Source organism: Pseudonocardia wallangbongensis, assembly GCF_054486945.1.
Genome location: NZ_JBRERS010000001.1, coordinates 1,212,775 through 1,237,495, shown reverse-complemented (window position 1 = coordinate 1,237,495; position 24,721 = coordinate 1,212,775). Strand labels below are relative to the sequence as shown.

Sequence of the window (24,721 nt, the reverse complement as noted above, 5' to 3'; positions counted from 1 at the left end):
GTGCGGCGTCAGGCCGGGCTCATGGCGGCGAGGCGCATCTCGTCACCGGTCGCCGAATCGGGCTCGTAGTGCACCCGTGGGGAGCGGGCGAGCATGCCGCGCATGTGCGCGATGTAGGCGTACTGATCGATCTTCTCCGGCTCCCGCGCGAAGAGCTCGGCGAGAGCGTCCTGCCGCTGCGGCCCGGACATCGCCTCCGCCGCCGCGATCGCCGCGTCGAACCCCGCGGTGCCGAAAGAGCTCTGGTAACCGTCCGAGAGCATGTACTGGTCCAGCGTGAACGCGGCGTCACCGGCCTGGTTGCCGTGCTGGATCATCAGGATGTAGGCGCCGGTGCCCTCGGGGAACGGGCGTTGCTGGTACTCGAGGCCCTCGGCCGAGTCCATCATCTGGATCTGCACGTTCAGCCCCAGCTGCGAGAGCTGGTACTGGATCGCCTGGGTCACCTCGGAGACGCGGGGGAACAGCCCCGACCGCACGATGAACCGGATCGGCGCCGACAGGTCGACGCCGTCGGCCCGCACCTCGTCCATCAGCGTCTCGGCGCGGGCGGGGTCGAAGGGCTCCGGGCGCAGGTCGGGGTTGTAGCCGATCACGCCGTCGGGGATGAGCTGCGCGGCGGGGGTGCCGGCGCCCTCGAGGAGCGCGGAGATGATGCCGTCCTTGTCGATGACCATCCCGATGGCCCGGCGCACCCGGATGTCGTCGAGCGGCGGCTCGGTGGCCTGCAGCCGCAGGGCGGTGGTCTCGTTGTTGGGGAAGGAGACCCCGAGCTCCCCGGCGCCGTCCTCGGCGCCGATCCCGGTCGCGATGTCGGCCTCGCCGTTGACCACCATGGCCGCGCGGACACTGGAGTCCGAGCGCCACTCGTACTCGGCGCGGGCGAACGGGGGAGGGCTGCCCCAGTAGCCGGGGTTGCGCTCCAGGGTCAGCCGGATTCCCGGCTGCCATGCGGCGATCCGGTAGGGGCCGGTGCCGATCGGCTCGCGCTCCTTCGCGTCCACCGGCGTGGACGGGTGCACCATCTCCACGAACGACAGGCGCAGCGGCAGGATCGGGTCCGGGGTCGGCGAGGTGACCACCAACGTTGTCGCGTTCGGTGCCGCGGCCTCCAGGGTGTCGCCGAAGACGTAGCCCTGGACGTTGCAGTCGATGTCGGAGTTCACCGCGCGGTCGATCGAGAACGCCGCCGCGGCGGCGTCGAACGGGGTGCCGTCGCTGAACGTGACGCCTTCGCGCAGCGTGAACGTCCACATGGTCGGGCTGGTCTGCGTCCAGGACGTGGCGAGCAGCGGCTCCAGCCCGCCCGTGGCCGGGTTGCGTTCCGCCAGCGGCTCGGTGATGTTGGAGCGGACGACGACACCGGTGCCGGTGAGCGACGCGTCGCACGCCTCGAGGGTGGGCGGCTCCTCCGGGAGGACGATCCGGACCGTGTCGGCGGGCACCGTGCCCGGCCCGGCGCAGGCGGCCGCGGTCAGTCCCAGCACGGCGGCGGCCACGACGGCTCGCGCGCGGGCGAGCGCGGCCCTCGGCCGGGCAGACATCATCGTTGATCCTCCGCGCACGAGGGCAGCTAGCGTTCACATATGTGGACGGCATCCGGATGGGAAGACGTACCGTAGAAGAGCTGATCGAACACGTCAAGCCTTGCCGTACACATATGAAGACGGACGTCTGCGGATCTGGACCGCTGTTAGCCTGGGGTCGCCCGCAAGGACACCGTTCGACCGTCTGGAGATCGTCGCCATGTCTCGCGCGAAGTCCCGCTTCTCCGCCTCCGAGCTCCGCGTGGCGCTGGGAGCGGGACTGCTGTCGTTCCCCGTCACCCACACAACCGCCGAGCTGGAGTTCGACGAGCCGGGCTATCGCGCGCACGTCGAGTGGCTCGGCGGGTTCGGTGCGTCCGGCGTGTTCGCCGCGGGTGGCACCGGCGAGTTCTTCGCCCTGACCACGCAGGAGGTGGCGCGTGTCGTCCGTGCGGCGCGGGAGAGCGCGCCGGAGGGGACGCCCGTCGTCGCGCCCGCCGGCTACGGCACCGCGACGGCGGTGGCCATGGCGCGCGACGCCGAGGAGCACGGTGCCGACGGCATCTTCCTGCTCCCGCCCTACCTCACCGAGGTCGACCAGGAGGGCCTCTACCGCCACGTCGCCGCGGTCTGCCGCGCAACCTCCCTCGGCGTGATCGTCTACCACCGGGCCAACGCCCGGTTCGCCGCCGCCACGGTCGACCGGCTGGTCGCGGAGTTCGACAACCTCATCGGCTTCAAGGACGGCATCTGCGACATCGACCTGCTGGCGCGGCTGCACGCGACGCACGGCGACCGGCTGCTCTACGTCGGCGGGCTGCCCACCGCCGAGACCTACGCCCTGCCGTACCTGGAACTCGGCGCCACCACCTACTCGTCGGCGATCTTCAACTTCGCGCCCCGGTGGGCGAGCGAGTTCTACCGGTCCGTCCGCACCCGCGACCGTGCGGACGTGCACGCGCGGCTGCGCGAGTTCGTGCTGCCGTACCTGGAGATCCGCAACCGGCGGGCGGGCTACGCGGTGTCGATCGTGAAGGCCGGGCTCACCGCCTCCGGGCGTGGAGCGGGCCCGGTGCGTCCACCCTTGACCGACCTCACGGAGGCCGAGCTGGCCGAGCTGTCGGACCTCGTGAAGAAGGTGGTCTGAACACGGCAGCGCCGTTCATCGGGGCGCCGGACGGGCCGGCGAGCCCCCTGGGCTGTGGGGGAGGGGTGACGGGGAACACCCCGCGCACCTGCGAAGTTGCTGCCGGGTATGACGAAGCTCGGGCCGCTGGGCGGCGCGTACTCGGATCTCAACTACGCCGATGCCGCCACCGCCGTGCTGGAGCACCGCCGCTCGAACCGATCACGTGCGGTTGATCGCCGCGAGCGGCACGCCAGTGCGGATGCGGCGGTGGTGAGGTGCTGCTCGGCTAGATCTCCGCGCGGATGCGGGCGAGACGCTCGGTAGTGCGGTCGGGCTGCTCCACCTGCGCGCAGAGCCGGTTCATCACCACGGCGTAGTGCTCGAGGTCCGAGCGCTTGTCCATGTAGATCGCGCTGGTGAGCTGCTCGAGGTAGACGATGTCGGGCACGTCGGGCTCGGCGAAGCGCAGGATGGCCAACGGCCCGCCGGCGGCGGCGTGCCCGCCGTTGGCGAGCGGCGCCACCTGCAGCGAGATGTGCGGCAGCTCGTTCATCTCGATCAGGTGGGTGATCTGGGCCCGACCGCGCTCCGGACGGAGCAGTTGGCGTCGCAGGGCGGCCTCGTCGATGACCGCCCACAGCATGGGTGGGTCGGCTCGTGTGAGCAGGGCCTGGCGCTGCATCCGCAGCTCGACACGCCGCTCGACCTCGACGGGGTCGGTGCGGCCGATCATGGTGACCGCGCGGGCGTAGTCGCTCGTTTGCAGGAGCCCGGGCACGAACTGGACCTCGTAGCTGCGGATCACCGAGGCTGCCTGTTCGAGCCCGAGGTAGGTCTCGAACCAGCCCGGCAGCAGGTCGGAGTACTGGTGCCACCAGCCGGGGGTTCTGGCTTGCCGGGCGAGGTCGAGGAACCGTGCGCGCTCCGCCGGATCTTGCACCCCGTAGCAGGTCAGCAGGTCTGCGACGTCACGTTCTTTGAAGCCGACCCGACCGTGCTCGAGCCGGCTGATCTTGGCGGGCGACGCGCGGATCGCCTCGCCGGCCCGCTCCCGGGTGACGCTCGCAGCCTCGCGTTTGCGTCGAAGTGCCCCACCGAGCCCGATGCGCAGCACGGTCGGGCCGGTCGGTGTTCCCTTCGGAGCACGATCGCCTGCGGGGTCGACGGACCCGGCTTCCGCGTCGGGAACGATGATCATCAGGCGCCCCCGCAAGAGTGGTTTCGACCGGGTGTCGGCATGCGCCGCGCATCGAGCAGCTTCTCACTTTGCCGTGCATCGGCACATACGGCAAGCGAGCGCAGATGCAAGGAGCAGATGCGCGTGCATTTGCAGATGTAGTGAGGGCAGGCTTGGTCGTGCGGCGCTACGGTTTCCGTGCGACTCCGCCGTACTGGCCGACGGGCGTGGGTGACGTCGCTGCGACCGGTTGCACGTTGCCCGCCGGAACGTCGGGCGAGACATCGGGACGCCACAGTGAAACCGAGACGAACCCCGGCTCGACCAACTCCAACCCGTCGAAGAATGACGCGACCTGCTCGGGCTCACGGGCGTGGTAGCGCTGAGTGGTGCCGCCGCCGCGTTCCCCGTCGAGCTTCCGCCGCTGCTCGTTCGAGGTGCCATCCGAGATCGCGAGGTAGCTGCCCGACGGAACCCGGGCGGAGACCTGCGTGATCAAAGAGCGGGCCTGGTCCACGTCGGCGATGTGCCCGAGCACGCCCAGGATGAGCACGGCGACCGGTTCGGTGAAGTCGAGGACCTCCGTCGCACCGTCCATCAGGCGCTCGACGTCGCGGATGTCGGCGTGGATGTATTTGGTGACGCCCTCCGGCGTGCCGACGAGCAGCGCGCGGGCGTGCGCGAGCACCAGCGGGTCGTTGTCGACGTAGACGACCCGGGCGTCCGGGGCGACGCGTTGTGCGACCTCGTGGGTGTTGTCCGCGGTCGGTAGGCCGGTGCCGATGTCGAGGAACTGCCGGATCCCGGCGTCGCCGGCCAGGAACCGCACCACCCGCTTCAGGAACCCGCGCGCCGCTCGTGCGTTGACGAGGATCTCCGGATAGACCGCGATGACGGCGTCGCCGGCCTCGCGGTCGACGGCGTAGTTGTCCTTGCCGCCCAGCCAGTAGTTCCAGATCCGCGCGGGGTGCGGGACCGTCGGGTCGATCCCGGTACCGGCGAACGGTTCAGTCGACTCATCGGTCACGTGTTCCATACTTCCGGCAGGCGCCGTTCGCCTCCACTCTGGGGCCGTCCGCCCGCACCGGGGTTGCTGTTCGCGGCTCATGATCGGCACGATGATCCGGGTGCTCCCGATGAGACGGTCGACCGGCCTGCGCGCCATGGCGCTTTCCACCTCGCTCGCCCTGGGGCTCGCGTTGACCGCTTGCGCGGGAGGTGACACGGCCGACGGCACGGCCCCCGCCGCGGGACCCGCCGTCCCGGCCGCGCCCGCCGGTGGTCCGCTCGATCTCACCGGGGCGTGCCCCGCGACCGTCGTCATGCAGCAGGACTGGCAGCCCGAGGCCGAGCACGGCGGGATGTACAGCCTGGTCGGGCCCGACCGCACGATCGACACCGACGCGAAGCTGGTGCGCGGTTCGCTGGTGGCGCAGGGCGTCGACACCGGTGTGGACATCGAGGTGCGCCCCGGCGGCCCGAACGTCGGCTTCCAGCCCGTACCCGCCCTCATGCGGCTCGACGACAGCATCGTGCTCGGCACCGTGTACTCGTACGCGGGCATCACCGCGTCGGTCGAGAGCCCGGTCGTGGCGGTCGTCTCGCAGCTGACGACCAGCCCCCTGATGCTCATGTGGGACCCGGCGTCGCACCCGGGCGCGCAGACCCTGCGCGACGTGGCGGCGAGCGGCGTACCCGTGGTCACCTCCGATCCCCTCATCACGGCGCTGCTCGAGGCCCAGGGGGTCATCACGCCGGCCCAGGTGGACACCAGCTACGAGGGCACCCCGGCGCGGTTCGTCTCCGACCCGCGGATCATGCAGCAGGGCTACGTCACCACCGAGCCCTACATGTACGAGCAGGAGATCGCCGAGTGGGGGCGGCCGGTGGGGTACCAGAAGCTGGCCGACTACGGCTACTCGGTGTACCCGTCGGCGTTGTCCGTGCGCGCGGACCGGCTGGAGCAGCTGCGGCCGTGCCTCACGAAGCTGGTGCCGATCATGCAGCGGGCGCAGTTGGACTATCTGGCCGATCCGGGTCCGACGAACGCGCTGATCGTCGAGCTCGCCGAGGCCTACCAGACGGGGTGGGCGTACTCGCCGGGCGTTGCCGACTACGCGGTGCAGGCGATGCGGGATCAGGGACTGGTGACCGATGACCCGGCCTCGGGGGTGTTCGGGCGGTTCGACCCGGCCCGCATGCAGCAGATCGTGTCGACCTTCGGCCCGATCCTGCAGGAGCAGGGCACGATCACGCAGATCCCGGACCCGGCATCCCTCTACACCAACGAGTTCATCGACCCGAGCATCAGCATGGGCTGACCCCGATCAGTGCCCGCCGACCGTCGTGGGGCGGATGACGAAGACGACGCGGTCGGCCGCGTCCGGCGGTGCGGCCGTGCCGAACGGCGCGTCGTAGCGCTCGGCCAGCTCGACGAAGAAGGCGCCTTCGGGATCCGGGTCGACGCGTTCGACGACGCCGCGCACCTCCACGTAGCGGTACGGGTTCGCGGGGTCGACGATCGAGATCGCGACCGCGGGGTTGGCCCGGATGTTGCGGTACTTGCGGCGGTAGTTCGTGTGCGTGAAGCGGATGAACTCGCCGTCCCACGCGAACCACATCGGGTTGACCTGCGGGGTGCCGTCCTCCCGCACGGTGGCGAGGTCGGCGATCAGCGGCCGCTCCAGCAGGTCGCGCAGCTCGTCGGGGATGGTCCCGGTCGAGGTCGTCACGTGGTCTCCTTCTCGATGTGGGCTCGGACGGAGGCACCGTCTCCGCTGGTCCAGCTGGCCGGGATCGGCAGACGATCGTTGTTCCCGACACTACCGACCTCGGTGATCACGTGGTGGAGCGTGCCGCGACCCCGCGGTTCGGCGGCTTTCCCAAACAGTGTGGTGCACCTAACCTCGAGTTCGTGTACGGCCTGCTCCTGCGACTGTCGGCGCTCGACGCCGACGCCGCCAGCGCGGTGCGAGTGATCGGCTTCTTCGACGCGCTCGTGGAGCAGGGCGCGTCGATCGACGTGGTCCTGAAACACACCGCCGCGCTCGCCGGATGTGCCGTCGGGGTCAGGCGTACGGATACGCCCACGGGGCACCGCGCCGACGTGAACACGCCCGTGCACGACGGCACCCCTCCGGTCTGGGCCCGGGTACGCCCGGTTCCCTCGGGTCACGAGGTCTGGATCGAGCGGTTCGGCACCCCGCTGCCCCTGGACGAGCTGGTGCTCGAACGATTCGCCCTGGTCATGTCCGTGGCCATCAGCCGGCGACAACGCGACGTCGAGGACATGGACGCCGCGGAGCTGCTCCGGCTCGCGGTCGACGCCGCAGCGGACGAGGCCCGGCGGCGCCGGGCCCTGGCCCGGCTGGGCCTCACCCCGACGAGCATCGTCCACATGATCGCGGCCGATGGTCCACCCGAGCTCGTCGACGTGCTCGCCGAGTCGGCGGGCGCGCTGGTGGCGCGCGCCCCGATCGGGATGGCCCACGCCTTGGCCGGCTCCCGGCCCTTCCCGGAGGGGTCGGGCGTCCCCACCGGCACCCGCCTCGGCATCGCCTCGGCCCACCCCGCCCTGGCGCTCCCCGCGGCCTGGCGCGAAGCCAGCATCGCCCTGCGTTACGCGCGACCAAGCGGACGCGACAACCCGCCCTACGCGTTGGACGAGCCGGTCGCCGTCCGCTACCGGGCCCTCGGCGGTTTCGGAGCGCTCGTGGAGAGGATGCCTCCGGAGGCGATCAACGAGGTGGAGGACGTGCAGGCACTGGACAAGCTGGTGACGGATCCGGGTGGCGAGGAACTGCTGCACACCCTGGAGGTCGTCGCGTCCACGGAGTCGATGCGTCGAGCCGCGGCGGTCCTGCACATCCACCACAACTCGGTCGCCCACCGGGTGTCGCGCGCCGAGAAGGTGCTCGGCTTCTCGCTCGCCGGGCCGTGTGCGCGGTCGCGGTTGACGCTCGCACTGGTCCTGCGCCAGCTCCGCGATTCGGCCGACCCAGGAGCGCCCTGAACAACTCGGGCCTACTGCGCGACGCCCAGGCGGCGCCCTCGCCGCGTTGGACGATCGGGCCGATACAACAGCGGTATCGGCCCGATCGTCCGCCTTGCGAGGACACCACCTGGACGCCGCTCGCTACGGCCGGAGTTGTTCAGGACCCTCCTGGCGTGACCCGCCGGCGCCCGCTCGGCCGCCATGTGGCGCACGAGTGGGACGGATCGGCGCCAGGCGCCCAATGACATCCGCCCGGCCACTGCCCATGCTGGTCTGGCGCCGGCGCATCCACGACACGGCGCGTCCCACCGAGGAGCGCTCCGATGACGTATCGCTTCGATCCCGAGCTCGCGCCGTGGATCCCGATGCTGCCGACCCTGGACATCTCCGATCCCGTCGCTGCGCGCGCCGCGCTCGCCGAGGCGGCGCGGCAGGCTCCGGTGTACGAACCGTCCCGGCCCCTGACCATCGAGAACAGGACGGTCCCCGGTCCCGACGGGGCACCGGAGGTGCCGATCCGGATCTACGCTCCGGCGGAGCGCCGAACGCCCCTCCCGGGGTTCCTGTTCGTCCACGGCGGCGGGTTCGTCATCGGCGACATGGACGGGGAGGACGCCCGTGCTCAGGAGATCGCGGCCGACACCGACGCCGTCGTCGTCTCCGTCGGCTACCGGTTGGCGCCGGAGCACCCGTTCCCGGCCGGGCTCCATGACTGTTTCGCCGCGCTGAGCTGGCTCGTCAAGAACACCGCCGAGCTGGGCGTCGACCAGCAGCGGCTCGGGGTCGGCGGTCGCAGCGCGGGCGCCGGGCTGTGCGCGGCCGTGGCACTGCTCGCCCGCGACCGCGGCGGGCCGGCCCTGCGCATGCAGTACCTCGGCACCCCGGAGCTGGACGACCGGCTGGACAGCCCGTCGATGACGCTCTTCACGGACACCCCGATCTGGAACCGACCGAACGCGGTCCTGTCCTGGCAGTACTACCTGGGCGGTCAGGAGCCGACCCAGTACGCCGCGCCGGCCCGCGCCGAGGATCTCCGCGGACTGCCAGCGGCCTACGTCGACGTCTGCGAGTTCGACCCGCTGCGGGACGAGGGCGTGACCTATGCCCAACGCCTGACCCAGGCCGGGGTGCCGGTCGAACTGCACCTCTATCCGGGAACCTTCCACGGATCGTCCCTGGTCACCGACGCCGCTGTCTCGAAGCGCATGGCGGTGGACGGCCTGGGTGCCATCCGCCGGCTGTTGCACGACTGACCCGATTCCGATCAGAACGGGGACGACCCGATGGACGATACGAAACCGCTGGATGCACTGGTCGTCGGAGCCGGGTTCGCCGGCCTGCACATGGTCTACAAGCTGAGGGAGCTCGGCTTCTCCGTGCACGGCGTGGAGGCGGGCGCCGGGCCGGGCGGAACCTGGTACTGGAACCGCTACCCGGGCGCCCGGTGCGACTCGGAGATCATGTACTACTCCTTCTCCTTCCTGCCCGAGCTGGAGCAGAAGTGGCCGCTCCTGGAGCGGTACCCCGAGCAGCCCGACATCCTCCGCTACCTGGAGCAGGTCACCGACCGGCTGGACCTGCGCAAGGAGTTCAGCTTCGAGACCCGGGTGACCGGCCTGTCCTACGACGAGGCGGAGAACCTGTGGACCGCGCGCAGCGAATCCGGTGACACGTGGACGGCGCGCTTCGTCGTGACGGCCGTCGGCTGCCTGTCCGCGGCGAACACCCCCGACATCCCCGGAGCCGACACCTTCACGGGCCGGTCGCTGCACACCGGTGCCTGGCCGCACGACCCCGTCGACCTCACCGGCCTGCGGGTGGGGATCATCGGCACCGGCGCGTCCGCGATCCAGGCGATACCGGTGATCGCCGAGCAGGCGGGTCACCTCACCGTCTTCCAGCGGACGGCGCAGTTCACCATTCCGGCGGCCAACGGCCCACTGGATCCGCAGTTCGTGGAGCTGTGGAAGCAGAACTACCGGGAGTGGCGCAGGCGGGCGAAGCTCTCGAGGGCCGGCATCCCTTACACCGGGAGCGACGTGTCCGCGCTGGAGGTCTCCGAGGAGGAGCGCCGCGCCCGTTACGAGAGGACCTGGGAGCAGGGCGGGTTCCTCTTCTCCCTCGGCACCTTCAACGACCTGCTGACCGACGAGAAGGCCAATGCGACGGCGGCCGACTTCGTCCGCGCCAAGATCGACGAGATCGTCGACGACCCCGCGGTGGCCGAGCGGCTCAAGCCGGCCGGATACCCGATCGCGACGAAGCGGCTCCCGCTCGACTCCGGCTACTACGCCACCTACAACCGGCCCAACGTCACCCTGGTCGACCTGCGCGAGTCGCCGATCGAGGAGATCACCGGGTCGGGCATCCGGACCGGCGCCGAGCTGCACGAGCTCGATGTGATCATCTACGCCACCGGGTTCGACGCCCTGACCGGGCCGTTGACGGCGCTCAACATCACCGGCCGAGGAGGGCAGGGGCTGGAGGATGCCTGGGCGGAGGGTCCACGCACCTATCTCGGGCTCGGCGTACCCGGTTTCCCGAACCTGTTCACGATCACCGGCCCGGGGAGCCCCTCGGTGCTCAGCAACATGCCGGTCTCCACCGAGCAGCACGCCGAGTGGATCGGGGACTGCCTGGCTCACCTCCGCGAACGTGGCATCGACCGGATCGAGGCGACGCCGGAGGCGACGAGCGAGTGGACCGACCACGTCCAGGAGGTCGCCGCCGGAACGCTCTACCCGAAGGCGGCGTCCTGGTACATGGGGGCCAACATCCCCGGGAAGCCGCGCCTGTTCCTGCCCTACGTCGGCGGGGTCGGCAACTACCGCGTCAAGTGCGACCAGGTCGCCGCCAACGGCTACGCCGGTTTCGAGCTCGCCGGAGTCACCGCGCCGGCCTGAGTGGTCGTGCCGATCAGGAAAAGGGAGAACGCCATGGCGCTCGACGAGGAGACCGTGGGGCTGCTCGGCCAGCTGGCCGAGCTGGACGCCAAACCCCTGCACGAGATGACCCCGGAGCAGGCGCGCGACTTCACGGCCTCGCTCAGCGGCCAGGCCGGGCCCGGGCCGTCGATGCACCGGGTCCGGGACACCAGGGTGCTCGTCAGCGGCGGGGGTGTACCGGTACGGATCCTCACCCCGTCGGAGCGTCCGCGTGGTGTCATCGTGTGGTACCACGGGGGCGGCTGGGTGATCGGCGGCATCGACGAGGCCGAGCCGGTCGGCCGGACGATGGCCGCGCGGACCGGCTGCCTGGTGGTCCTCGTCGACTACCGGATGGCACCGGAGTACCGGTTCCCCACCGCGGTCGACGACGCCTGGGCCGCGCTGCGCTGGACGTTCGACCACCTCGACGATCTGGCGGGTGGGCCGTCCCCGGTGATCGTGGCCGGGGACAGCGCGGGCGGCAACCTCGCCGCGGTGGTCGCGCAGCGGGCCGTGCGCGAGGGCGGACCCGCCCCCGCCCTGCAGGTGCTGGTCTACCCGGTGACCGACTGCGACCTGTCGACGCTGTCCTACCAGGACCCGAGCAACCAGCTGCTGCTCAGCAGGGACAGCATGGTCTGGTTCTGGGACCATTACGCCCCGGTCCTGCTCTCGCGGGAGGACCCCGACGCGTCACCGCTGCGCGGGGACTTCGCGGGGCTACCTCCCGCGGTGGTCCTCACCGCGGAGCACGACGTGCTGCGCGACGAGGGCGAGCTGTACGCGACGCGACTGGTCCAGGCGGGAGTGCCCGTCGGGCATCGCCGGTTCCCCGGTCAGATGCACGGCTTCTTCACCATGCTCGGACGGTTGCCCGGCGCCGATGCCGCCATGGACTACGTCGTCGAGGCGGTCGACGCGCACCTGAAGGCCCCCTCCACCCCCGGCAGCTGACGGAGGGCGTCCCGGGGGTCAGGCGGTGTCGGAGCCGATGAACCCCTTGGCGATCATCCAGTCCTTCGCGACGATCCCGGGGTCGGCGCCGTCGACGTCGACCCGCTTCCCCATCTCGATCATCTCCTCGTTGGTCAACGCCATCGCGACGGGCTGCATGACCTGCTCGATCTCCGGATGGCTCCGGTAGAGCTCCTCCTTGATCACCACGCAGATGTTGTACTGCGGGAAGAACTTCCGGTCGTCCTCCAGCACGCGCAGGTTGAGCCCCGCGATCCGGCCGTCCGTCGTGAAGATCTCACCGAAGTTGCAGGTGCCGTTGGCGATGCCCGCGTAGATGGCGCCGGTGCCGAAGGTCTTCACCTCGGTGGTCGGGAACCCGTAGGCGGCCTGCACCCCGGGCAGCCCGTCCTGCCGGCTCGCGAACTCGGTCTCCACGCAGAAGACGGCCTGGTCGGGGTTCTGCTGCAGGAACGCCGTCATGTCCGAGGTGGTGCGCAGGTTGTGCTCCTGCGCGTAGGCATCGGTCACCCCGAACGCGTAGGTGTTGTTCAGCTGGGAGTACGGCAGCCACCGCAACCCGTTCTGGGCGAGGTCCGCGTCCCGGACGGCCTCGTACTGCGCCTGCTCGTCCGGGATCGGGTCGGTGTTGCCGAGGTAGTTGATCCAGCCCGTGCCGGTGTACTCCCACGTGAGGTCGACGTCCCCGTTGACCAGCGCGAGCCGCGAGTTCGACGACCCCTGGATGTTCGTCAGGTCGCGGACGTTCGCCCCGGCCGCCGACAGGGCGAGCTCGGCGATGTAGCCGACGAGGATCTGCTCGGTGAAGTCCTTGGACCCCACCGTGATCGTCAGGTTCTCCAGCGCGGGGACCGGCGTGATGGAGCCGGATGTGACGGCGAACGGGATGGCGGTGTTCTGCGACAGCCCGCAGCCCGTCAGCAGGAGCGTCGCTGCGGTCACCAGCGCCGCGGCCCGGCGTCTCATGAGGCCCCCTTCGGTGCGAGCCAGCGCTCGGCCATCCCGCCGAGCCAGTCGACGAGCAGCGCCAACCCGATCGCCAGCGCCGCGCCGACGTACATCACCGAGTTGAGCTGCAGCTTGTAGCCGGTGTCGATGAGCTCCCCGAGCCCGCCGCCGTTCACGAAGAACGCCAGCGTCGCCGTACCGACGGCCAGCACCAGCGCGGTCCGCAGGCCCGCCAGGATCAGCGGGACCGCCAGCGGGAGCTCGACCCGCATCAGCACGGACATGGCGGACATCCCGATGCCGCGCCCGGCGTCGATCAAGGGCGCGGGCACCTGCTGGATGCCGACCATCGTGTTCCGCAGAACGGGGAGCAGCGTGTAGAAGACCAGCGGGATCGCCACCGCCCACAGGCCCTCGATGCCCGACCACAGGAAGAACAGCACGATCACGCCCAGCGCGGGCGCGGCCTGACCGACGTTCGCGATCACCAGGAACAGGGGGCTCAGCCCCTTCATCGAAGGCCGGGTCAGCGCGACGCCCAACGGTATTCCGATCGCCACGACCAGCACGCTCACCACCAGGGTGATCAACACGTGCTGGCCGGTCAGGGTGAGGATCGTCGGCAGGTTGAGGGTCTCGCGCTCGTTCGCGTTGAGGTCGCTGCTCAGCGCCCAGACCACGACTGCCCCGACGATCACCACGACCGCGATCGGCTGGAGGAACAGCCGCAGCCGGTTCGACCGCGCCTCGACGCTCGGTCGCTGCGGGACCGTCCTGGTACCGCTGACACCCGCCAGGGGCTCCGCGACGGCCGTCATGCGCTGTGCTCCTCGCGGACGTTCGCGATCACGCTGGTCACGGTGTCGATGTCGATCGTGCCGAGCAGCTCGCCACGGTTCCCCGTGACGACCGCCCGGCCGCCCTCGGTGAGGATCGCCTCCAGCGCGTCCTGCAACGTCGACTGGGTGGACACCGAGTCACCGACCTGCTTGCCCACCCCGTCGAGCGCCTGCCGGCCCGCCAGCTCGCGGATGTGCACCCAGCGCTGCGGGCGCTGGCGTGCGTCGAGGACCAGGGCGTACGTCTTGCCGGCCTTCGTGAGCTTCTCGGTGACGGCGGCCGGGCGCTCGTGGTCGCCGACCGAGAGCACCGCGTCGGTGTCGTACTCGACGTCGCGCACCCGCATGAGGGTGAGCTGCTTGAGCGAGGCACCCGCACCGACGAACCCGGCGACCGTGTCGTTCGCGGGGTTGGCCAGGATCGCGTCCGGGGTGTCGTACTGCTGGATGGTCGAGCGGTCACCGAGCACAGCGATCTTGTCGCCGAGCTTCACGGCCTCGTCGAAGTCGTGGGTGACGAACACGATGGTCTTGCCCAGCTCGCTCTGCAGGCGCATGAGCTCGTCCTGCAGGTTCCCGCGGGTGATCGGGTCGACCGCACCGAACGGCTCGTCCATCAGCAGCACGGGCGGGTCGGCGGCGAGCGCCCTCGCCACCCCGACCCGCTGCTGCTGGCCCCCGGAGAGCTGCGCCGGCAGCCGGTTCGCGAAGGTCTTCGGGTCCAGACCGACGAGGTCCATCATCTCCTCGACCCGGTCGGCGATCCGCTTCTTGTCCCACTTGAGCAGCCCGGGCACCATGGCGATGTTCTGGGTGACCGTGTAGTGCGGGAACAGCCCGACCTGCTGGATCGCGTAGCCGATGGTGCGCCGGAGCTGGTCGGGGTCGATGTGCAGCGCGTCCTTGCCGCCGATGGTGATCGTGCCCGACGTCGGTTCGACCATCCGGTTGATCATCCGCATCGTCGTCGTCTTGCCGCAGCCGGACGGCCCCACGAACACCACGACCTTCCCGGCCGGGATGGTCATGCTGAACTCCTCGACGGCGGCGACCGCGGTGTTGGGGTAGTGCTTGGTCACCTTGTCCAGGCAGATCTCGGCGCCGGAGACACCCCGCTCGGTCGGCTCCTGCAGCGTTTCGGTCATCGGATCCCCTTCGGCACGGTCAGGCGGGCGATCAGAACGAAGATCGCGTCGAGGACGAGGGCGAGTACGACGACGCCGAGGGTTCCGGCGAGCGCCTGGTTCAGCGAGTTGGCCGACCCCGCACGCGTCAGCCCGGAGAACACCTCGGAGCCCAGCCCGAAGCCCTTGGCGTACGCGGCGATCACCGCGATGCCCATCAGCATCTGCGCCGAGACGCGCATCCCGGTGAGGATCGCGGGCCAGGCCAGCCGCAGCTCGACCCGGGTGAGTACACCGAACCGCCCCAATCCGATGCCCTTCGCGGCGTCGGACACCGCGGGGTCCACACCTGACAGGCCGACGATCGTGTTCCGCACGATCGGCAGCAGCCCGTAGAGGGTCAGGGCGATCACGCTGGGCGTCACCCCGAGGCCGACGACCGGGATCAGCAGACCCAGCAGCGCGAAGGACGGGATCGTCAGGATCGTGCTGGACAACGCCGTCGCGATGGCCGAGCCCGCCGGGCTGCGGTACACGAGGATCCCGACGCCCACCCCGATCACCGCGGCGAGGATCGTGCATTGGACGACACCGCTGACGTGCAACCAGGACTGCAACGACAGCCGGTCCCACCGTTCGGCGATGTACTGCCAGAGGCTCACTCTCCACCCACCTCCCGTACCGTTCGCCGACCGTGGATCGGCTCAGCGGTTCGCGGAACCCTATTGCGGTCCGGCCGCCGATGCCGAACAAGAGCGTCGGGGCCGCGCTCCGGACTTCCTCGGGCGGCGCCCCCTCCGAGCCGGTCCTCGCGCAGACCCAGGCCCATGACCTGCGTGAACGTCGGCGGCGTCGCTGAGTGGCGCCATGTCGCCCGTCGCGCGGCGCCGTCCATCGGTGACTCAGTCGTTACATAGGGGAGGTGTGGCAGTCGTGCGCGCCCCGGCTCCGGCGCGCTGCCGGATGCGCCCCGCGACGACGTCCGCGAGCATGAGCCCCTCGACGATCACACGGCGATTTGTATGCAACTTTCCCTGGCCCGTGGTCGCCTCCACTGACCATCGGTGGGTGTACTGACCAGCGCGTTCGCGCCACAGTGCCAGCGTAGTGGCCACCTGGAGCCGCCGCCGAATCGATGCTCGACCCTTGACAGGTCAGCGCGACGACCATGATATTTGCCAGGCTTGTACACAACGTGCCAGGCAATGGAGGCGGGCATGGTGACACGCAGGACGCGGACCGTGGCACGGCTGGGAGCGGTGCTGCTGCTCGCCGCTGTCGTCGCTGCGTGCGGAGGCCGGGGTAGCGCCGGCGACGGGGGCGACGGGGGCGACGGCGAGAAGTTCACCATCCGCGTCGCGCACGAGCTGACCCCGCAGAGCGTCAAGGGCTTGACACTGCAGAAGTTCAAGGAGCTGGTCGAGGCGAAGGCCGGCGACCGGGTGCAGGTCGAGGTCTACCCCAACTCCGAGCTGTACGGGGGCGCGGAGGCGATCGAGGCGGTCCAGAACGGTTCGGTCGAGATGACGATCGGCGCGACCGGCGACTTCGTCAACATCGCCCCGTCGCTGCAGGTGATGGACCTGCCGTTCGTCGTGGAGGACTACGACGAGGTGCCCGGGCTGACCGCGCCCGGCACCCCCGTCGGGGACCTGATCCGCGAGAACCCCGACCTGCAGAAGAACAACGTCAAGGTGCTGACCGTGGTCGGCTCCGGCATCAAGCAGGTCTCCAGCAACAAGCGGATCGCCACCATGGCCGATCTCTCCGGCCAGCGGATCCGCACCCAGCAGTCGCCGGCCGAGATGCGGATCTTCGAAGGGCTGGGGGCCTCGCCCGTCCCGATGGAGGACTTCAGCCAGGTCTACACGGCCCTGGAGCAGGGCGTGGTCGACGGGCAGACGAACCCGTACTCCACCATCGCCTCGGAGAGCGTGTACGAGGTGCAGCGCTACATCGCCGAAGTGAACATGGGCTACACCAGCTACCTGGTGATCATCGGCTCCGACTACTGGGACACGCTGCCCGCCGACGTGCAGGCCGACCTCGAGGCCGCTGCGACCGAGACCCAGCAGTACAGCCTGCAGCTCCAGCGGGACGAGAACGCCGCGGCGAAGCAGACGATCGCCGAGTCGGGAACCGAGATCGTCCCCTTCGACGACGCCGAGCGCGCCAAGCTCAAGCAGGCGCTCATCCCCGGGGTGTACGAGAGCTTCTCCGACGTCATCGGCCCGGAGATCGTGCGGAGCCTGATCGAGAAGGAGCAGGCCGAGATGCGTTGACGGCGCGCTCGCCGACGCCGCGCCATGACGCCCAGCCCGGTCCCGGATCACGAACAGGACGGTGGATCCCGCGTGTCCAGACTGAGCCACTACCTGCAGCGGGTCGAGGAGACCATCGTCGCCGTCTCGCTCGGTGGCGCCACGCTGATCATCGTGGTGAGCGTGGTCATGCGCTACGTGTTCCACAACGCGCTCTCCTGGGCGGAGGAGGGCGCGATCCTGCTGCTGGTGTTCTCCACCTTCGTCGGTGCCTCACTGGCGTTGCGGCACCGCGAGCACGTGGGCATCGACATCCTGTCGACGCTCGTCGGGCCGCGCGGGCGGAAGGGTCTGCTGATCCTCAGCGCGGTGCTGACGGCGTGCTACTGCGCGGCGCTCGGTGGCCTGGGCTGGGTGATGGCCACCTCCGACAGCGCGGTGAACGCGGTCACCCCGGCGCTGCAGCTACCGGTGTGGGCCGTCCAGCTCGCGCTGCCGCTCGGGCTCACGCTGATGTTCCTGCGCGCACTGGAGCTGTTGGTGCTGGCCACGCGGCGCGCCGCCGCCGAGCCGCCGGAGGGTGACGCCGACGTCGACGGGGCGACCAGGTGAGTGTTGAGCTGATCCTGCTCTTCGTCGTCTTCGCGGGGCTGTTGCTCAGCACGGCACCGATCGCGGTGGTCCTCGGCCTGACCGCGCTGCTGTACTTCTACTACTTCACGACCATCCCGCTCGCGCAGCTGCCGCGGAACCTCTTCCACTCGCTGGAGAGCTTCTCCCTGATGGCCGTGCCGCTCTTCATCCTCGCCGCGAACATCATGACCAAGGGCGGGCTGTCGAAGCGGATGACCGATGCGGTCCAGGCGGTCGTGGGGCGCCTGCCCGGCGGCCTGGCCGTCACCTCCGTGGTCGCGTGCATGTTCTTCGCGGCGATCTCCGGGTCGAGCGTCGCGACCGTGGTGGCGATCGGCTCGGTGCTGATCCCGGCCATGGTCGCGGCGGGATACGGCCGGGACCTGCCGACCGGCATCATCGCGACGTCCGGGTCGATGGGCATCCTGATCCCGCCGTCGATCCCGCTGATCGTCTACGGCGTCGTGACCGAGTCCAGCATCAGCGACCTGTTCCGGGCGGGCCTCGTCCCCGGGGTCGTCGTGGGACTGTCCCTGGCGATCCTCGTCGTCCTGATCGCCTGGCGCCGCGGGTTGCGCGCGGCGGACGTCGGCACGGTCCGCGACCGGCTGGTCGCCCTGCGGCGCGCCGTTCCGGGGTTCCTGCTGCCGGTGCTGATCCTCGGCGGCATCTACGGCGGTGTCTTCACGCCGACCGAGGCCGCCGGGATCGCGGTGGTCTACGCGCTGATCGTCGCGATGGTGCAGCGGGAACTGCGGCTCGGCGAGATCCCGGGGATCCTGGTGTCGTCGGGCCGCATGGCGGCCATGGTGATGTTCATCGTCGCCAACGGCTACCTGTTCTCGTTCTTCCTCTCCAACGAGCGGATCCCGCACCAGGTCGCCGCGGCGCTGACGGCGCTGGACCTGGAGCCCTGGGCCTTCCTGCTGATGGTCAACCTCATCCTGCTCGTGGTCGGCTGCTGCATGGAGACCTCGAGCGCGATCGTCATCCTCGCGCCCATCTTCATCCCGATCGCGACCGCGCTCGGGATCAACCCGATCCACTTCGGGATCGTCATGGTGATGAACCTCGAGGTCGGCCTGCTGACGCCGCCCGTGGGGCTGAACCTGTTCGTGGCCAGCGGCATCTCCGGCCTCCCGGTGACGAGGGTGGCCAGGGCGGCACTTCCCAGCACCGGGTTGCTGCTCGCCGCGGTCCTGCTGGTCACGTACGTCCCCGCGCTGGCCTTGTGGCTGGTGGAGTAGGGGAGCAGCGCAGTAGGGCAGTAGGGCAGTAGGGCAGCACGAGCAGGAGGAGGGCACATGTCCCGGGTCGCCGTCGTCGGTGCAGGAGCCATGGGTTCGGTCTACGCAGGGTTGATGGCCTCGGCGGGCCACGAGGTGCACGCCGTCACGCTGTGGGAGGACCACGTCGAGGCGATCAACCGCGACGGCCTGCGGGTGGAGGGTGTCAGCGGCGATCGCGTGGCCGCGGTGCACGCCTCCGTCGACAGCGCGGGCATCGGTGAGTGCGACCTCGTCATCATCGCGACGAAGGCGATGGACGTGGCGGCCGGTGCGCGCCAGGCCGGGCCGTTGATCGGCGCGAACACCGTCGTGCAGACCAGCCAGAACGGGCTCGGATCGGCGGACGCGGTGCGCGAGGTCCTCGGGCCGCGGCAGCTGGCCGTCGGGGTCGTCGGCGGGTTCGGGGCCTCGGTGCGGGCTCCCGGGCACGTGCACCACAACGGAATGGAGATGGTGCGTCTCGGAGCGCGGCCCGATGGCCCGCCGCGGGAGGCGCTGGAGCGGGCCGCGGCGATCTGGGAGTCGGCCGGCTTCACGGTCGGGCTGTTCGACGACGTGGACCGGATGGTCTGGGAAAAGTTGATCATGAACGTGACGTTCTCGGCGACCTGCTGCCTGACCGGGATGACGATCGGTGAGGTCCTCGACGACGAGACGGCGTGGGGACTCTCCTCCCGGTGCCTGGCCGAGGCGGTGGAGGTGGCCGCGGCGCTGGAGGTCGACCTCCGGGTCGGGGACCCGGTGGAGCACGTGCGCGCCCTGGCCGGCCGGATCCGCGGAGCCCGGCCGTCCATGCTGCTGGACCACCTCGCCGGGCGACGGTCCGAGATCGGCGCGATCAACGGCGCGATCCCGCGGGAGGGCGCCCGCGTCGGCGTGGCGACGCCGGTCAACCGGACGTTGGTCGAGGTGGTCGTCCTGCGCGAACGCGACTTCGCGGCGCAGCCCACCGCGGCGGCGGCATGACCGGGCCCGCAGGCCCGCTGGCCGGCGTCCGCGTCCTGGACATCGGCAACCTGATCGCGGGCCCGATGGTCGCCACCCTGCTCGGTGACCTCGGCGCCGAGGTGATCAAGGTCGAGCACCCGGTGCACGGGGATCCGCTGCGGGTGTTCGGCCGGCTGGTGGACGGGCAGAGCCTGTACTGGAAGAGCATGGGCCGCAACAAGCGCTGCATCACCCTGAACCTGTCGAAGCCCGGCGGGCAGCGCGTGCTCAAGCGGCTGGTCGCGGTGAGCGACATCCTCACCGAGAACTTCCGCGCGGGCACCCTGGAGCGCTGGGGCCTGGGCTGGGACACGCTCAAGGGCTGCAACCCGGACCTCGTGGTCGTCCGGACCAGCGGCTTCGGGCAGAGCGGCCCGTACAGCGACCGTCCCGGCTTCGGCACCCTCGCCGAGGCGATGAGCGGCTTCTCGTACCTGACGGGGGAGCCGGACGGCCCCCCGCAGCTTCCCCAGTTCGCGCTCGCCGACGGGATCGCCGCGCTGGTCGGCAGCCTCGGCGCCCTGGCCGCGCTGCACCACCGCCGCGACGGCGGCGGCGGGCAGTGGATCGACAACTCCCTGTACGAGCCGTTGATGCGGCTGCTCGAACTCGTGAACCTCGAGTACTCGCAGACCGGCACCCTGCGGACCAGGACCGGCACGCGGATGTCCGACGTGGTGCCGCGCGGCTCGTACCGGACCGGCGAGCCCGACCGCTGGGTCGCGCTGTCGGGATCCACCCCGGCCACCGCGCGGCGCATCCTGCACGCCATCGGCCGGCACGACCTCGCCGACGACCCGAGGTTGCAGACCAACGAGGGCCGGATCCGTCACCGGGACCTGATCGAGGATGCCCTGACCGAGTGGGTCGGCCGGCACACGCTGCAGGAGGCGCTCGCAACCTTCCGCGCCGCCGACGCCGCGGCCGCGCCGATCTACAACGCGGAGGACATCCTCGCCGATCCGCATTTCCGGGCCCGGGAGACGCACGTCGACGTGCCCGACCCGCACCTCGGGTCGATCCGCCTGCAGAACGTCATGCCGCGGTTGTCGCAGACCCCCGGCCGGATCCAGCACACCGCCCGCGAGAAGGGCCAGGACAACGACGAGGTGCTCGGGGGTCTCCTGGGCCTCGACGAGGCCGAGCTCGCGGCGCTGTCCGCCGAGTGCGCGATCTAGAGATCACGAGGAGGAGCACGTGGCGTCACCCGCACCGCCGGTCCGGACGTTGTTGTTCGCCCCCGCCACCCACGAGCGGCGGCTCGCGCGGCTCCCGTCCTGCGGCGCCGACGCCGCGGTCATCGACCTGGAGGACGCGGTCGCCGCCGAGGAGAAGGTCGGAGCCCGCCGGCTGGTGCCACCCGCCCTGGCAGCGGGCGGGCCGGGCCTGCGCTGCGTACGGGTCAACGGCGTCGACACGGGCCTGCTCTTCGACGACCTGACCGCGGTGGTGGGGCCCGACCTGGACGCCGTCGTCGTCCCCAAGGTGGACTCCCCGGACCTCCTGCGGATCATCGATGCGCAGCTGGGACGGCAGGAGGAGCAGCTGGGCCTCCCGCCGGGGAGCGTCGGCCTCTTCGCGCTCGTCGAAACGGCGGCCGGCGTCCAGCGGGCGGGGGAGATCGCGCACGGTGCGCCCGGCCGGGTGCGGCAGCTGGTGTTCGGCCTGGGCGACTTCAGCGCCGACATCGGCGTCGAGCCGAGCGAACAGGGCCTGGAGCTGCTCTACGCGCGTTCCGTGCTCGTGGTGGCGTCGCGGGCGGCCGGGCTGCCTCCCCCGCTGGACGGCCCGTACCTGCGGCTGCACGACCCGGAAGCCCTCGAGGCGGACACCCGGCGCAGCAAGGCGCTGGGGTTGCGCGGGCGGGTCGTGATCCATCCCGAGCAGGTGGCGCCGGTGCACCGCGTGGTCTCAGGGCTGTCCGACGCGGAACTGCGCCGCGCGCAGCGGGTGGTGCGCGAGTTCGAGCGGGCCGAGGCGGCCGGGGACGCCTCGATCACCGTCGACGGCGAGTTCGTCGACTACCCGATCTACCGGTACCGGCTCGCGCTGCTCGAACAGCACCGCCGGGCCACGGACGACGAGAGGGCGGAATGGACGGCGTGAGGGAACACCGGGTGGCGGTCATCCCGGGCGACGGGATCGGGCCGGAGGTCACCGGCGCCGCGCTCGACGTGGTGGCCGCGGCGGAGGAGCTGTACGGCTTCCGGGTCCGGACCGAGGAGGTCGACCTCGGCGCGCGGGCCTACCTCGAGTCCGCGCGGCTCTGGGACGACGAGACCGAGCAGGCGCTGCGCCGGTGCGACGCGATCCTGCTCGGTGCCCTGGGCGATCCGGCGGTTCCTCCCGGGGTGCTCGAGCGGGGGATCATCCTGCGGATGCGCCAGGCCTTCGGCCAGGCGGTGAACTTCCGCCCGGTGAAGCTGTACCCGGGGGTGGCCTCGACGGTCCGCACCGCCACCCCGGAGTCGTGCGACATGGTGATCATCCGGGAGAACACCGAGGGCGGGTACTCGGGCCCCGGCACCACCGTGCACGAGGGGAGCACGGACGCCGTCGCCGTGCAGCAGTCCATCAACACCTACGCCGCGATCGAGCGCGTCGTCGACTTCTCGTTCCGGCTCGCGGCCCGGCGCCGGGGGCGGGTCGCCCTGTGTCACAAGAAGAACATCCTGGTGGCGGCCGGCCGGTTGTGGCAGCGGGTGTTCGACGAGGTGAGCGAGCGCCACCCGGACGTGGAGGTGGACTACGTCCACGTCGATGCCATGTGCTACCTGCTGCCCACCACGCCGGAGCGCTTCGACGTGGTGGTCAGCGACAACCTCTTCGGCGACATCATCACCGACCTCGGCGCCGTGCTGCAGGGCGGAATGGGTGCCGCCGCCAGCGGCAACCTCAACCTCACCGGCCGGGCCCCGAGCATGTTCGAGCCGATCCACGGCTCGGCCCCCGACATCGCCGGGAAGGGCTGGGCCAACCCCGTGGGGGCGATCCTGTCCGCGGCGATGTGCCTGGCCCACCTCGGCGAGATCCGCGCGGCCCGGGCGATCGAGGCGGCCGCGGCGGCGGTGCTCGCCGAGATGCCGGAGACCAGGGGACCGGGCATGGGGCGCTCCACCGGCGAGGTCGGCGCGCTGGTCGCACAGCGGGTCGCAGCAAGCCCGGATGCCCGGATCGAGGTGGGTCTTTCACCGATGGACCCACTCGCCGACGTCGTGCGCGGGGGCGACCGCGGTGCCGCGTGACGTCAGGATCGTCGAGGTGCTGCTCCGCGACGGGCTGCAGACGATGGTGCACGAGCGGGACTTCCACGTGCCCACCACCGCGGAGAAGATCGAGCTGGCCGGACGGCTCGCCGACGCCGGTGTCCCGGAGATCGAGGTGACGGGGTTCGTCCATCCCAGGGTCATCCCGATGCTGGCGGACGCGAGCGAGGTCCTCGCCGGCCTGGCGCCGCGGCCCGGCACGGTGTTCCGCGCCCTCGTCCCCAACGTCAAGGGGGCCGAGCGGGCCCGCGCCGCCGGCTGCACGAAGCTCTCCGCCCTGATCGTGGCCAGCGAGACCTACAGCGCCAAGAACTCCCACATGAGCGTGCGCGAGAACGTCGAGCAGATCCGCCGGATCGTGGCCCTCGCCCGGGAGGGCGACCTGGCCGTCAACGTCACGATGGGCATCGCCTTCCTCTGCCCGTACGAGGGTCTGGTGCCCGAGCGCCGGGTCCTGGAGCTGGTCGACGAGTTCGCCGCCATGGGTGTGGAGGAGATCTCGATCGCCGACAGCATCGGCATGGCGAACCCGCGGCTGATCGCCGAGCGGTTCGGCGCGATCCACGGACGCTGGCCCGAGCTCACGCTGGGCGCACACCTGCACGAGCGGACCGGGATGGCGATCGCCAACGTCGTGGCGGCCCACGAGTCCGGTGCGACCGTCATCGAGTCGTGCGTCGGCGGCTACGGCGGCGGGATCTCCATGCCGACGTCGGTGCTCGGGATGGGCAACGTGCCCACCGAGGACGTGGTGAACCTGTTCGCCGAGATGGGGGTCGAGACCGGCATCGATCTCGACGCCGTGTGCAGGATCGGGAAGGACGTGGCCGAGCTGCTCGGGCTGGCGTCGGGCAGCCGGGTCACGAGCTTCGGCACGTTCGCCGACCTCCACACCGGCCAGGAGGGGGACCACTAGTGCTCGGCACGCTCGTCGGCATGGGCGCGCAGCACCCGGACCTTCGCCGCGTGCATGTGGGAGAGCATGACCGCCTCGGCCCAGTCGGGATCGCGGGCGCGGAACGCCGCCAGCAGGTCACGGTGGTGGTTGTTGCTGCGCTGGAGGTCCTCCAGCGTGTAGTTCCGCAGGCCGCGCAGCACCAGACCCGCCACGACGACGATGTTGCGGACCGAGTCGAGGTAGTAGTTGCCGGCGACGTCGGCCACCGCACCGTGCAGCTGGGAGTTCAGCTCCGCGATGGCCTCGACCGTCTGCGCGTCGCCGGGATTCCCGTCGCGGGTGATGCGCTCCATCTCGTCGCACAGCGTGGCGAGCCGGTCGATCTCCTCGTCGCTGATCCGGGTGGCGGCGCTGCGGGCGGCGTACCCCTCGACCCGTGCGCGCAGGCCGTACAGCTCGGCGAGGTCGACCCCGGCCCAGTCGACGACGCGGGCCCCGCGGTGCGGGAGCACCTCGACCAGCCCGTCGGACGCGAGCCGGCGCAGGCCTTCGCGGATCGGAGTGCGGCTGAACCCGTACTGTTCGGCCAGGTCGACCTCGCCGAGCCGCAGGCCGGGGCCCAGGGCGCCGGTGACGATGTCACGGCGCAGCATCTCGTAGGCACGGTCCGCGGCCCGGTTGGCGCCACGGTCCTCCGGTCGACTCATCGCAGCCCGAATCTCCGGGCAAGATTGTATACAACCATCCG

The 24,721-nt window shown here is 70.8% G+C and carries 23 protein-coding genes; 14 read left to right on the top strand and 9 right to left on the bottom strand.

Going from position 1 to position 24,721, the window contains the following annotated elements:
• Positions 1–8 precede the first annotated feature (8 nt).
• The gene (locus tag ACU436_RS05830) at positions 9–1,547 is read right to left on the bottom strand and encodes an ABC transporter substrate-binding protein (RefSeq protein WP_459022360.1); all 1,539 of its coding nucleotides are present in this window, start codon (positions 1,545–1,547) and stop codon (positions 9–11) included.
• Between the two features lie 199 nt (positions 1,548–1,746).
• On the opposite strand from ACU436_RS05830, the gene kdgD reads away from it, so the two are divergent.
• Entirely contained in the window at positions 1,747–2,673 is a 927-nt protein-coding gene (gene kdgD / locus ACU436_RS05825) for a 5-dehydro-4-deoxyglucarate dehydratase (protein WP_459022358.1), read from the top strand.
• A gap of 268 nt (positions 2,674–2,941) precedes the next feature.
• Here kdgD and ACU436_RS05820 read toward each other — a convergent pair whose 3' ends face one another.
• Both ACU436_RS05820 and ACU436_RS05815 read right to left on the bottom strand, forming a co-directional pair.
• Entirely contained in the window at positions 2,942–3,853 is a 912-nt protein-coding gene (locus ACU436_RS05820; RefSeq protein WP_459022356.1) for a helix-turn-helix domain-containing protein, read from the bottom strand.
• Between the two features lie 166 nt (positions 3,854–4,019).
• Positions 4,020–4,868 (bottom strand): SAM-dependent methyltransferase, encoded by an 849-nt coding sequence (locus tag ACU436_RS05815; RefSeq protein WP_459022355.1) that lies wholly within the window; start codon positions 4,866–4,868, stop codon positions 4,020–4,022.
• Between the two features lie 100 nt (positions 4,869–4,968).
• On the opposite strand from ACU436_RS05815, the gene ACU436_RS05810 reads away from it, so the two are divergent.
• Positions 4,969–6,153, top strand: a complete 1,185-nt coding sequence (locus ACU436_RS05810) for a substrate-binding domain-containing protein (RefSeq protein WP_459022353.1) — start codon at positions 4,969–4,971, stop codon at positions 6,151–6,153.
• Positions 6,154–6,159: 6 nt separating this feature from the next.
• Here the strand turns inward: ACU436_RS05810 and ACU436_RS05805 are convergent, their stop codons facing one another.
• Positions 6,160–6,564, bottom strand: a complete 405-nt coding sequence (locus ACU436_RS05805; protein ID WP_459022351.1) for a PPOX class F420-dependent oxidoreductase — start codon at positions 6,562–6,564, stop codon at positions 6,160–6,162.
• A gap of 182 nt (positions 6,565–6,746) precedes the next feature.
• On the opposite strand from ACU436_RS05805, the gene ACU436_RS05800 reads away from it, so the two are divergent.
• The 4 genes from ACU436_RS05800 to ACU436_RS05785 all read left to right on the top strand — a co-directional run bounded on the left by ACU436_RS05800 (position 6,747) and on the right by ACU436_RS05785 (position 11,707).
• Entirely contained in the window at positions 6,747–7,844 is a 1,098-nt protein-coding gene (locus tag ACU436_RS05800) for a helix-turn-helix domain-containing protein (RefSeq protein WP_459022349.1), read from the top strand.
• A 305-nt stretch (positions 7,845–8,149) separates the two neighbouring features.
• Positions 8,150–9,079, top strand: coding sequence for an alpha/beta hydrolase (locus tag ACU436_RS05795; RefSeq protein ID WP_459022347.1), 930 nt, complete (start codon positions 8,150–8,152; stop codon positions 9,077–9,079).
• A 30-nt stretch (positions 9,080–9,109) separates the two neighbouring features.
• A complete protein-coding gene (locus tag ACU436_RS05790) occupies positions 9,110–10,729 on the top strand; it encodes a flavin-containing monooxygenase (RefSeq protein WP_459022345.1) in 1,620 nt (539 codons plus the stop codon).
• A gap of 33 nt (positions 10,730–10,762) precedes the next feature.
• A complete protein-coding gene (locus ACU436_RS05785; protein ID WP_459022344.1) occupies positions 10,763–11,707 on the top strand; it encodes an alpha/beta hydrolase in 945 nt (314 codons plus the stop codon).
• An 18-nt stretch (positions 11,708–11,725) separates the two neighbouring features.
• Here the strand turns inward: ACU436_RS05785 and ACU436_RS05780 are convergent, their stop codons facing one another.
• The 4 genes from ACU436_RS05780 to ACU436_RS05765 are packed head-to-tail and all read right to left on the bottom strand — an operon-like array spanning position 11,726 to position 15,301.
• Positions 11,726–12,694 (bottom strand): glycine betaine ABC transporter substrate-binding protein, encoded by a 969-nt coding sequence (locus ACU436_RS05780; RefSeq protein ID WP_459022342.1) that lies wholly within the window; start codon positions 12,692–12,694, stop codon positions 11,726–11,728.
• Complete coding sequence (locus ACU436_RS05775) at positions 12,691–13,494, bottom strand: ABC transporter permease (protein ID WP_459022340.1); 804 nt, start codon at positions 13,492–13,494, stop codon at positions 12,691–12,693. Before ACU436_RS05775 ends, ACU436_RS05780 begins: the two co-directional genes overlap by 4 nt.
• Positions 13,491–14,660: an ABC transporter ATP-binding protein gene (locus ACU436_RS05770; RefSeq protein WP_459022338.1), complete on the bottom strand. Its 1,170-nt coding sequence runs from the start codon at positions 14,658–14,660 to the stop codon at positions 13,491–13,493. The genes ACU436_RS05775 and ACU436_RS05770 overlap by 4 nt, the downstream gene beginning before the upstream one ends.
• Entirely contained in the window at positions 14,657–15,301 is a 645-nt protein-coding gene (locus ACU436_RS05765) for an ABC transporter permease (protein WP_459022337.1), read from the bottom strand. Before ACU436_RS05765 ends, ACU436_RS05770 begins: the two co-directional genes overlap by 4 nt.
• Positions 15,302–15,856: 555 nt before the next feature.
• Here ACU436_RS05765 and ACU436_RS05760 point away from each other — a divergent pair.
• The 8 genes from ACU436_RS05760 to ACU436_RS05725 all read left to right on the top strand — a co-directional run bounded on the left by ACU436_RS05760 (position 15,857) and on the right by ACU436_RS05725 (position 23,991).
• Entirely contained in the window at positions 15,857–16,921 is a 1,065-nt protein-coding gene (locus ACU436_RS05760; protein ID WP_459022335.1) for a TRAP transporter substrate-binding protein, read from the top strand.
• Positions 16,922–16,993: 72 nt separating this feature from the next.
• Positions 16,994–17,512 carry a TRAP transporter small permease gene (locus ACU436_RS05755; protein WP_459022333.1) on the top strand — a complete coding sequence of 173 codons (519 nt, stop codon included), beginning with the start codon at positions 16,994–16,996 and terminating at the stop codon, positions 17,510–17,512.
• Complete coding sequence (locus tag ACU436_RS05750; protein ID WP_459022331.1) at positions 17,509–18,780, top strand: TRAP transporter large permease; 1,272 nt, start codon at positions 17,509–17,511, stop codon at positions 18,778–18,780. The genes ACU436_RS05755 and ACU436_RS05750 overlap by 4 nt, the downstream gene beginning before the upstream one ends.
• A gap of 57 nt (positions 18,781–18,837) precedes the next feature.
• Positions 18,838–19,788: a ketopantoate reductase family protein gene (locus tag ACU436_RS05745; protein ID WP_459022329.1), complete on the top strand. Its 951-nt coding sequence runs from the start codon at positions 18,838–18,840 to the stop codon at positions 19,786–19,788.
• The gene (locus tag ACU436_RS05740) at positions 19,785–20,987 is read left to right on the top strand and encodes a CaiB/BaiF CoA transferase family protein (protein ID WP_459022327.1); all 1,203 of its coding nucleotides are present in this window, start codon (positions 19,785–19,787) and stop codon (positions 20,985–20,987) included. The genes ACU436_RS05745 and ACU436_RS05740 overlap by 4 nt, the downstream gene beginning before the upstream one ends.
• Before the next feature lie 19 nt (positions 20,988–21,006).
• Positions 21,007–21,915, top strand: coding sequence for an HpcH/HpaI aldolase/citrate lyase family protein (locus ACU436_RS05735; RefSeq protein ID WP_459022326.1), 909 nt, complete (start codon positions 21,007–21,009; stop codon positions 21,913–21,915).
• Positions 21,903–23,054 (top strand): 3-isopropylmalate dehydrogenase, encoded by a 1,152-nt coding sequence (locus ACU436_RS05730; protein WP_459022324.1) that lies wholly within the window; start codon positions 21,903–21,905, stop codon positions 23,052–23,054. The genes ACU436_RS05735 and ACU436_RS05730 overlap by 13 nt, the downstream gene beginning before the upstream one ends.
• Positions 23,044–23,991: a hydroxymethylglutaryl-CoA lyase gene (locus ACU436_RS05725; RefSeq protein WP_459022323.1), complete on the top strand. Its 948-nt coding sequence runs from the start codon at positions 23,044–23,046 to the stop codon at positions 23,989–23,991. The genes ACU436_RS05730 and ACU436_RS05725 overlap by 11 nt, the downstream gene beginning before the upstream one ends.
• On the opposite strand, the gene ACU436_RS05720 is transcribed toward ACU436_RS05725, so the two are convergent.
• Complete coding sequence (locus tag ACU436_RS05720) at positions 23,988–24,680, bottom strand: GntR family transcriptional regulator (RefSeq protein ID WP_459022321.1); 693 nt, start codon at positions 24,678–24,680, stop codon at positions 23,988–23,990. The genes ACU436_RS05725 and ACU436_RS05720 overlap by 4 nt on opposite strands.
• Positions 24,681–24,721: the final 41 nt, after the last annotated feature.

What these genes read in the sequence shown, in the direction of transcription:
- ACU436_RS05830 (WP_459022360.1), bottom strand. Translation starts at nt 1,547, where the DNA reads ATGATGTCTGCCCGGCCGAGGGCCGCGCTCGCCCGCGCGCGAGCCGTC.
- kdgD (WP_459022358.1), top strand. Translation starts at nt 1,747, where the DNA reads ATGTCTCGCGCGAAGTCCCGCTTCTCCGCCTCCGAGCTCCGCGTGGCG.
- ACU436_RS05820 (WP_459022356.1), bottom strand. Translation starts at nt 3,853, where the DNA reads ATGATCATCGTTCCCGACGCGGAAGCCGGGTCCGTCGACCCCGCAGGC.
- ACU436_RS05815 (WP_459022355.1), bottom strand. Translation starts at nt 4,868, where the DNA reads ATGGAACACGTGACCGATGAGTCGACTGAACCGTTCGCCGGTACCGGG.
- ACU436_RS05810 (WP_459022353.1), top strand. Translation starts at nt 4,969, where the DNA reads ATGAGACGGTCGACCGGCCTGCGCGCCATGGCGCTTTCCACCTCGCTC.
- ACU436_RS05795 (WP_459022347.1), top strand. Translation starts at nt 8,150, where the DNA reads ATGACGTATCGCTTCGATCCCGAGCTCGCGCCGTGGATCCCGATGCTG.
- ACU436_RS05790 (WP_459022345.1), top strand. Translation starts at nt 9,110, where the DNA reads ATGGACGATACGAAACCGCTGGATGCACTGGTCGTCGGAGCCGGGTTC.
- ACU436_RS05785 (WP_459022344.1), top strand. Translation starts at nt 10,763, where the DNA reads ATGGCGCTCGACGAGGAGACCGTGGGGCTGCTCGGCCAGCTGGCCGAG.
- ACU436_RS05780 (WP_459022342.1), bottom strand. Translation starts at nt 12,694, where the DNA reads ATGAGACGCCGGGCCGCGGCGCTGGTGACCGCAGCGACGCTCCTGCTG.
- ACU436_RS05775 (WP_459022340.1), bottom strand. Translation starts at nt 13,494, where the DNA reads ATGACGGCCGTCGCGGAGCCCCTGGCGGGTGTCAGCGGTACCAGGACG.
- ACU436_RS05770 (WP_459022338.1), bottom strand. Translation starts at nt 14,660, where the DNA reads ATGACCGAAACGCTGCAGGAGCCGACCGAGCGGGGTGTCTCCGGCGCC.
- ACU436_RS05760 (WP_459022335.1), top strand. Translation starts at nt 15,857, where the DNA reads ATGGTGACACGCAGGACGCGGACCGTGGCACGGCTGGGAGCGGTGCTG.
- ACU436_RS05745 (WP_459022329.1), top strand. Translation starts at nt 18,838, where the DNA reads ATGTCCCGGGTCGCCGTCGTCGGTGCAGGAGCCATGGGTTCGGTCTAC.
- ACU436_RS05740 (WP_459022327.1), top strand. Translation starts at nt 19,785, where the DNA reads ATGACCGGGCCCGCAGGCCCGCTGGCCGGCGTCCGCGTCCTGGACATC.
- ACU436_RS05730 (WP_459022324.1), top strand. Translation starts at nt 21,903, where the DNA reads ATGGACGGCGTGAGGGAACACCGGGTGGCGGTCATCCCGGGCGACGGG.
- ACU436_RS05720 (WP_459022321.1), bottom strand. Translation starts at nt 24,680, where the DNA reads ATGAGTCGACCGGAGGACCGTGGCGCCAACCGGGCCGCGGACCGTGCC.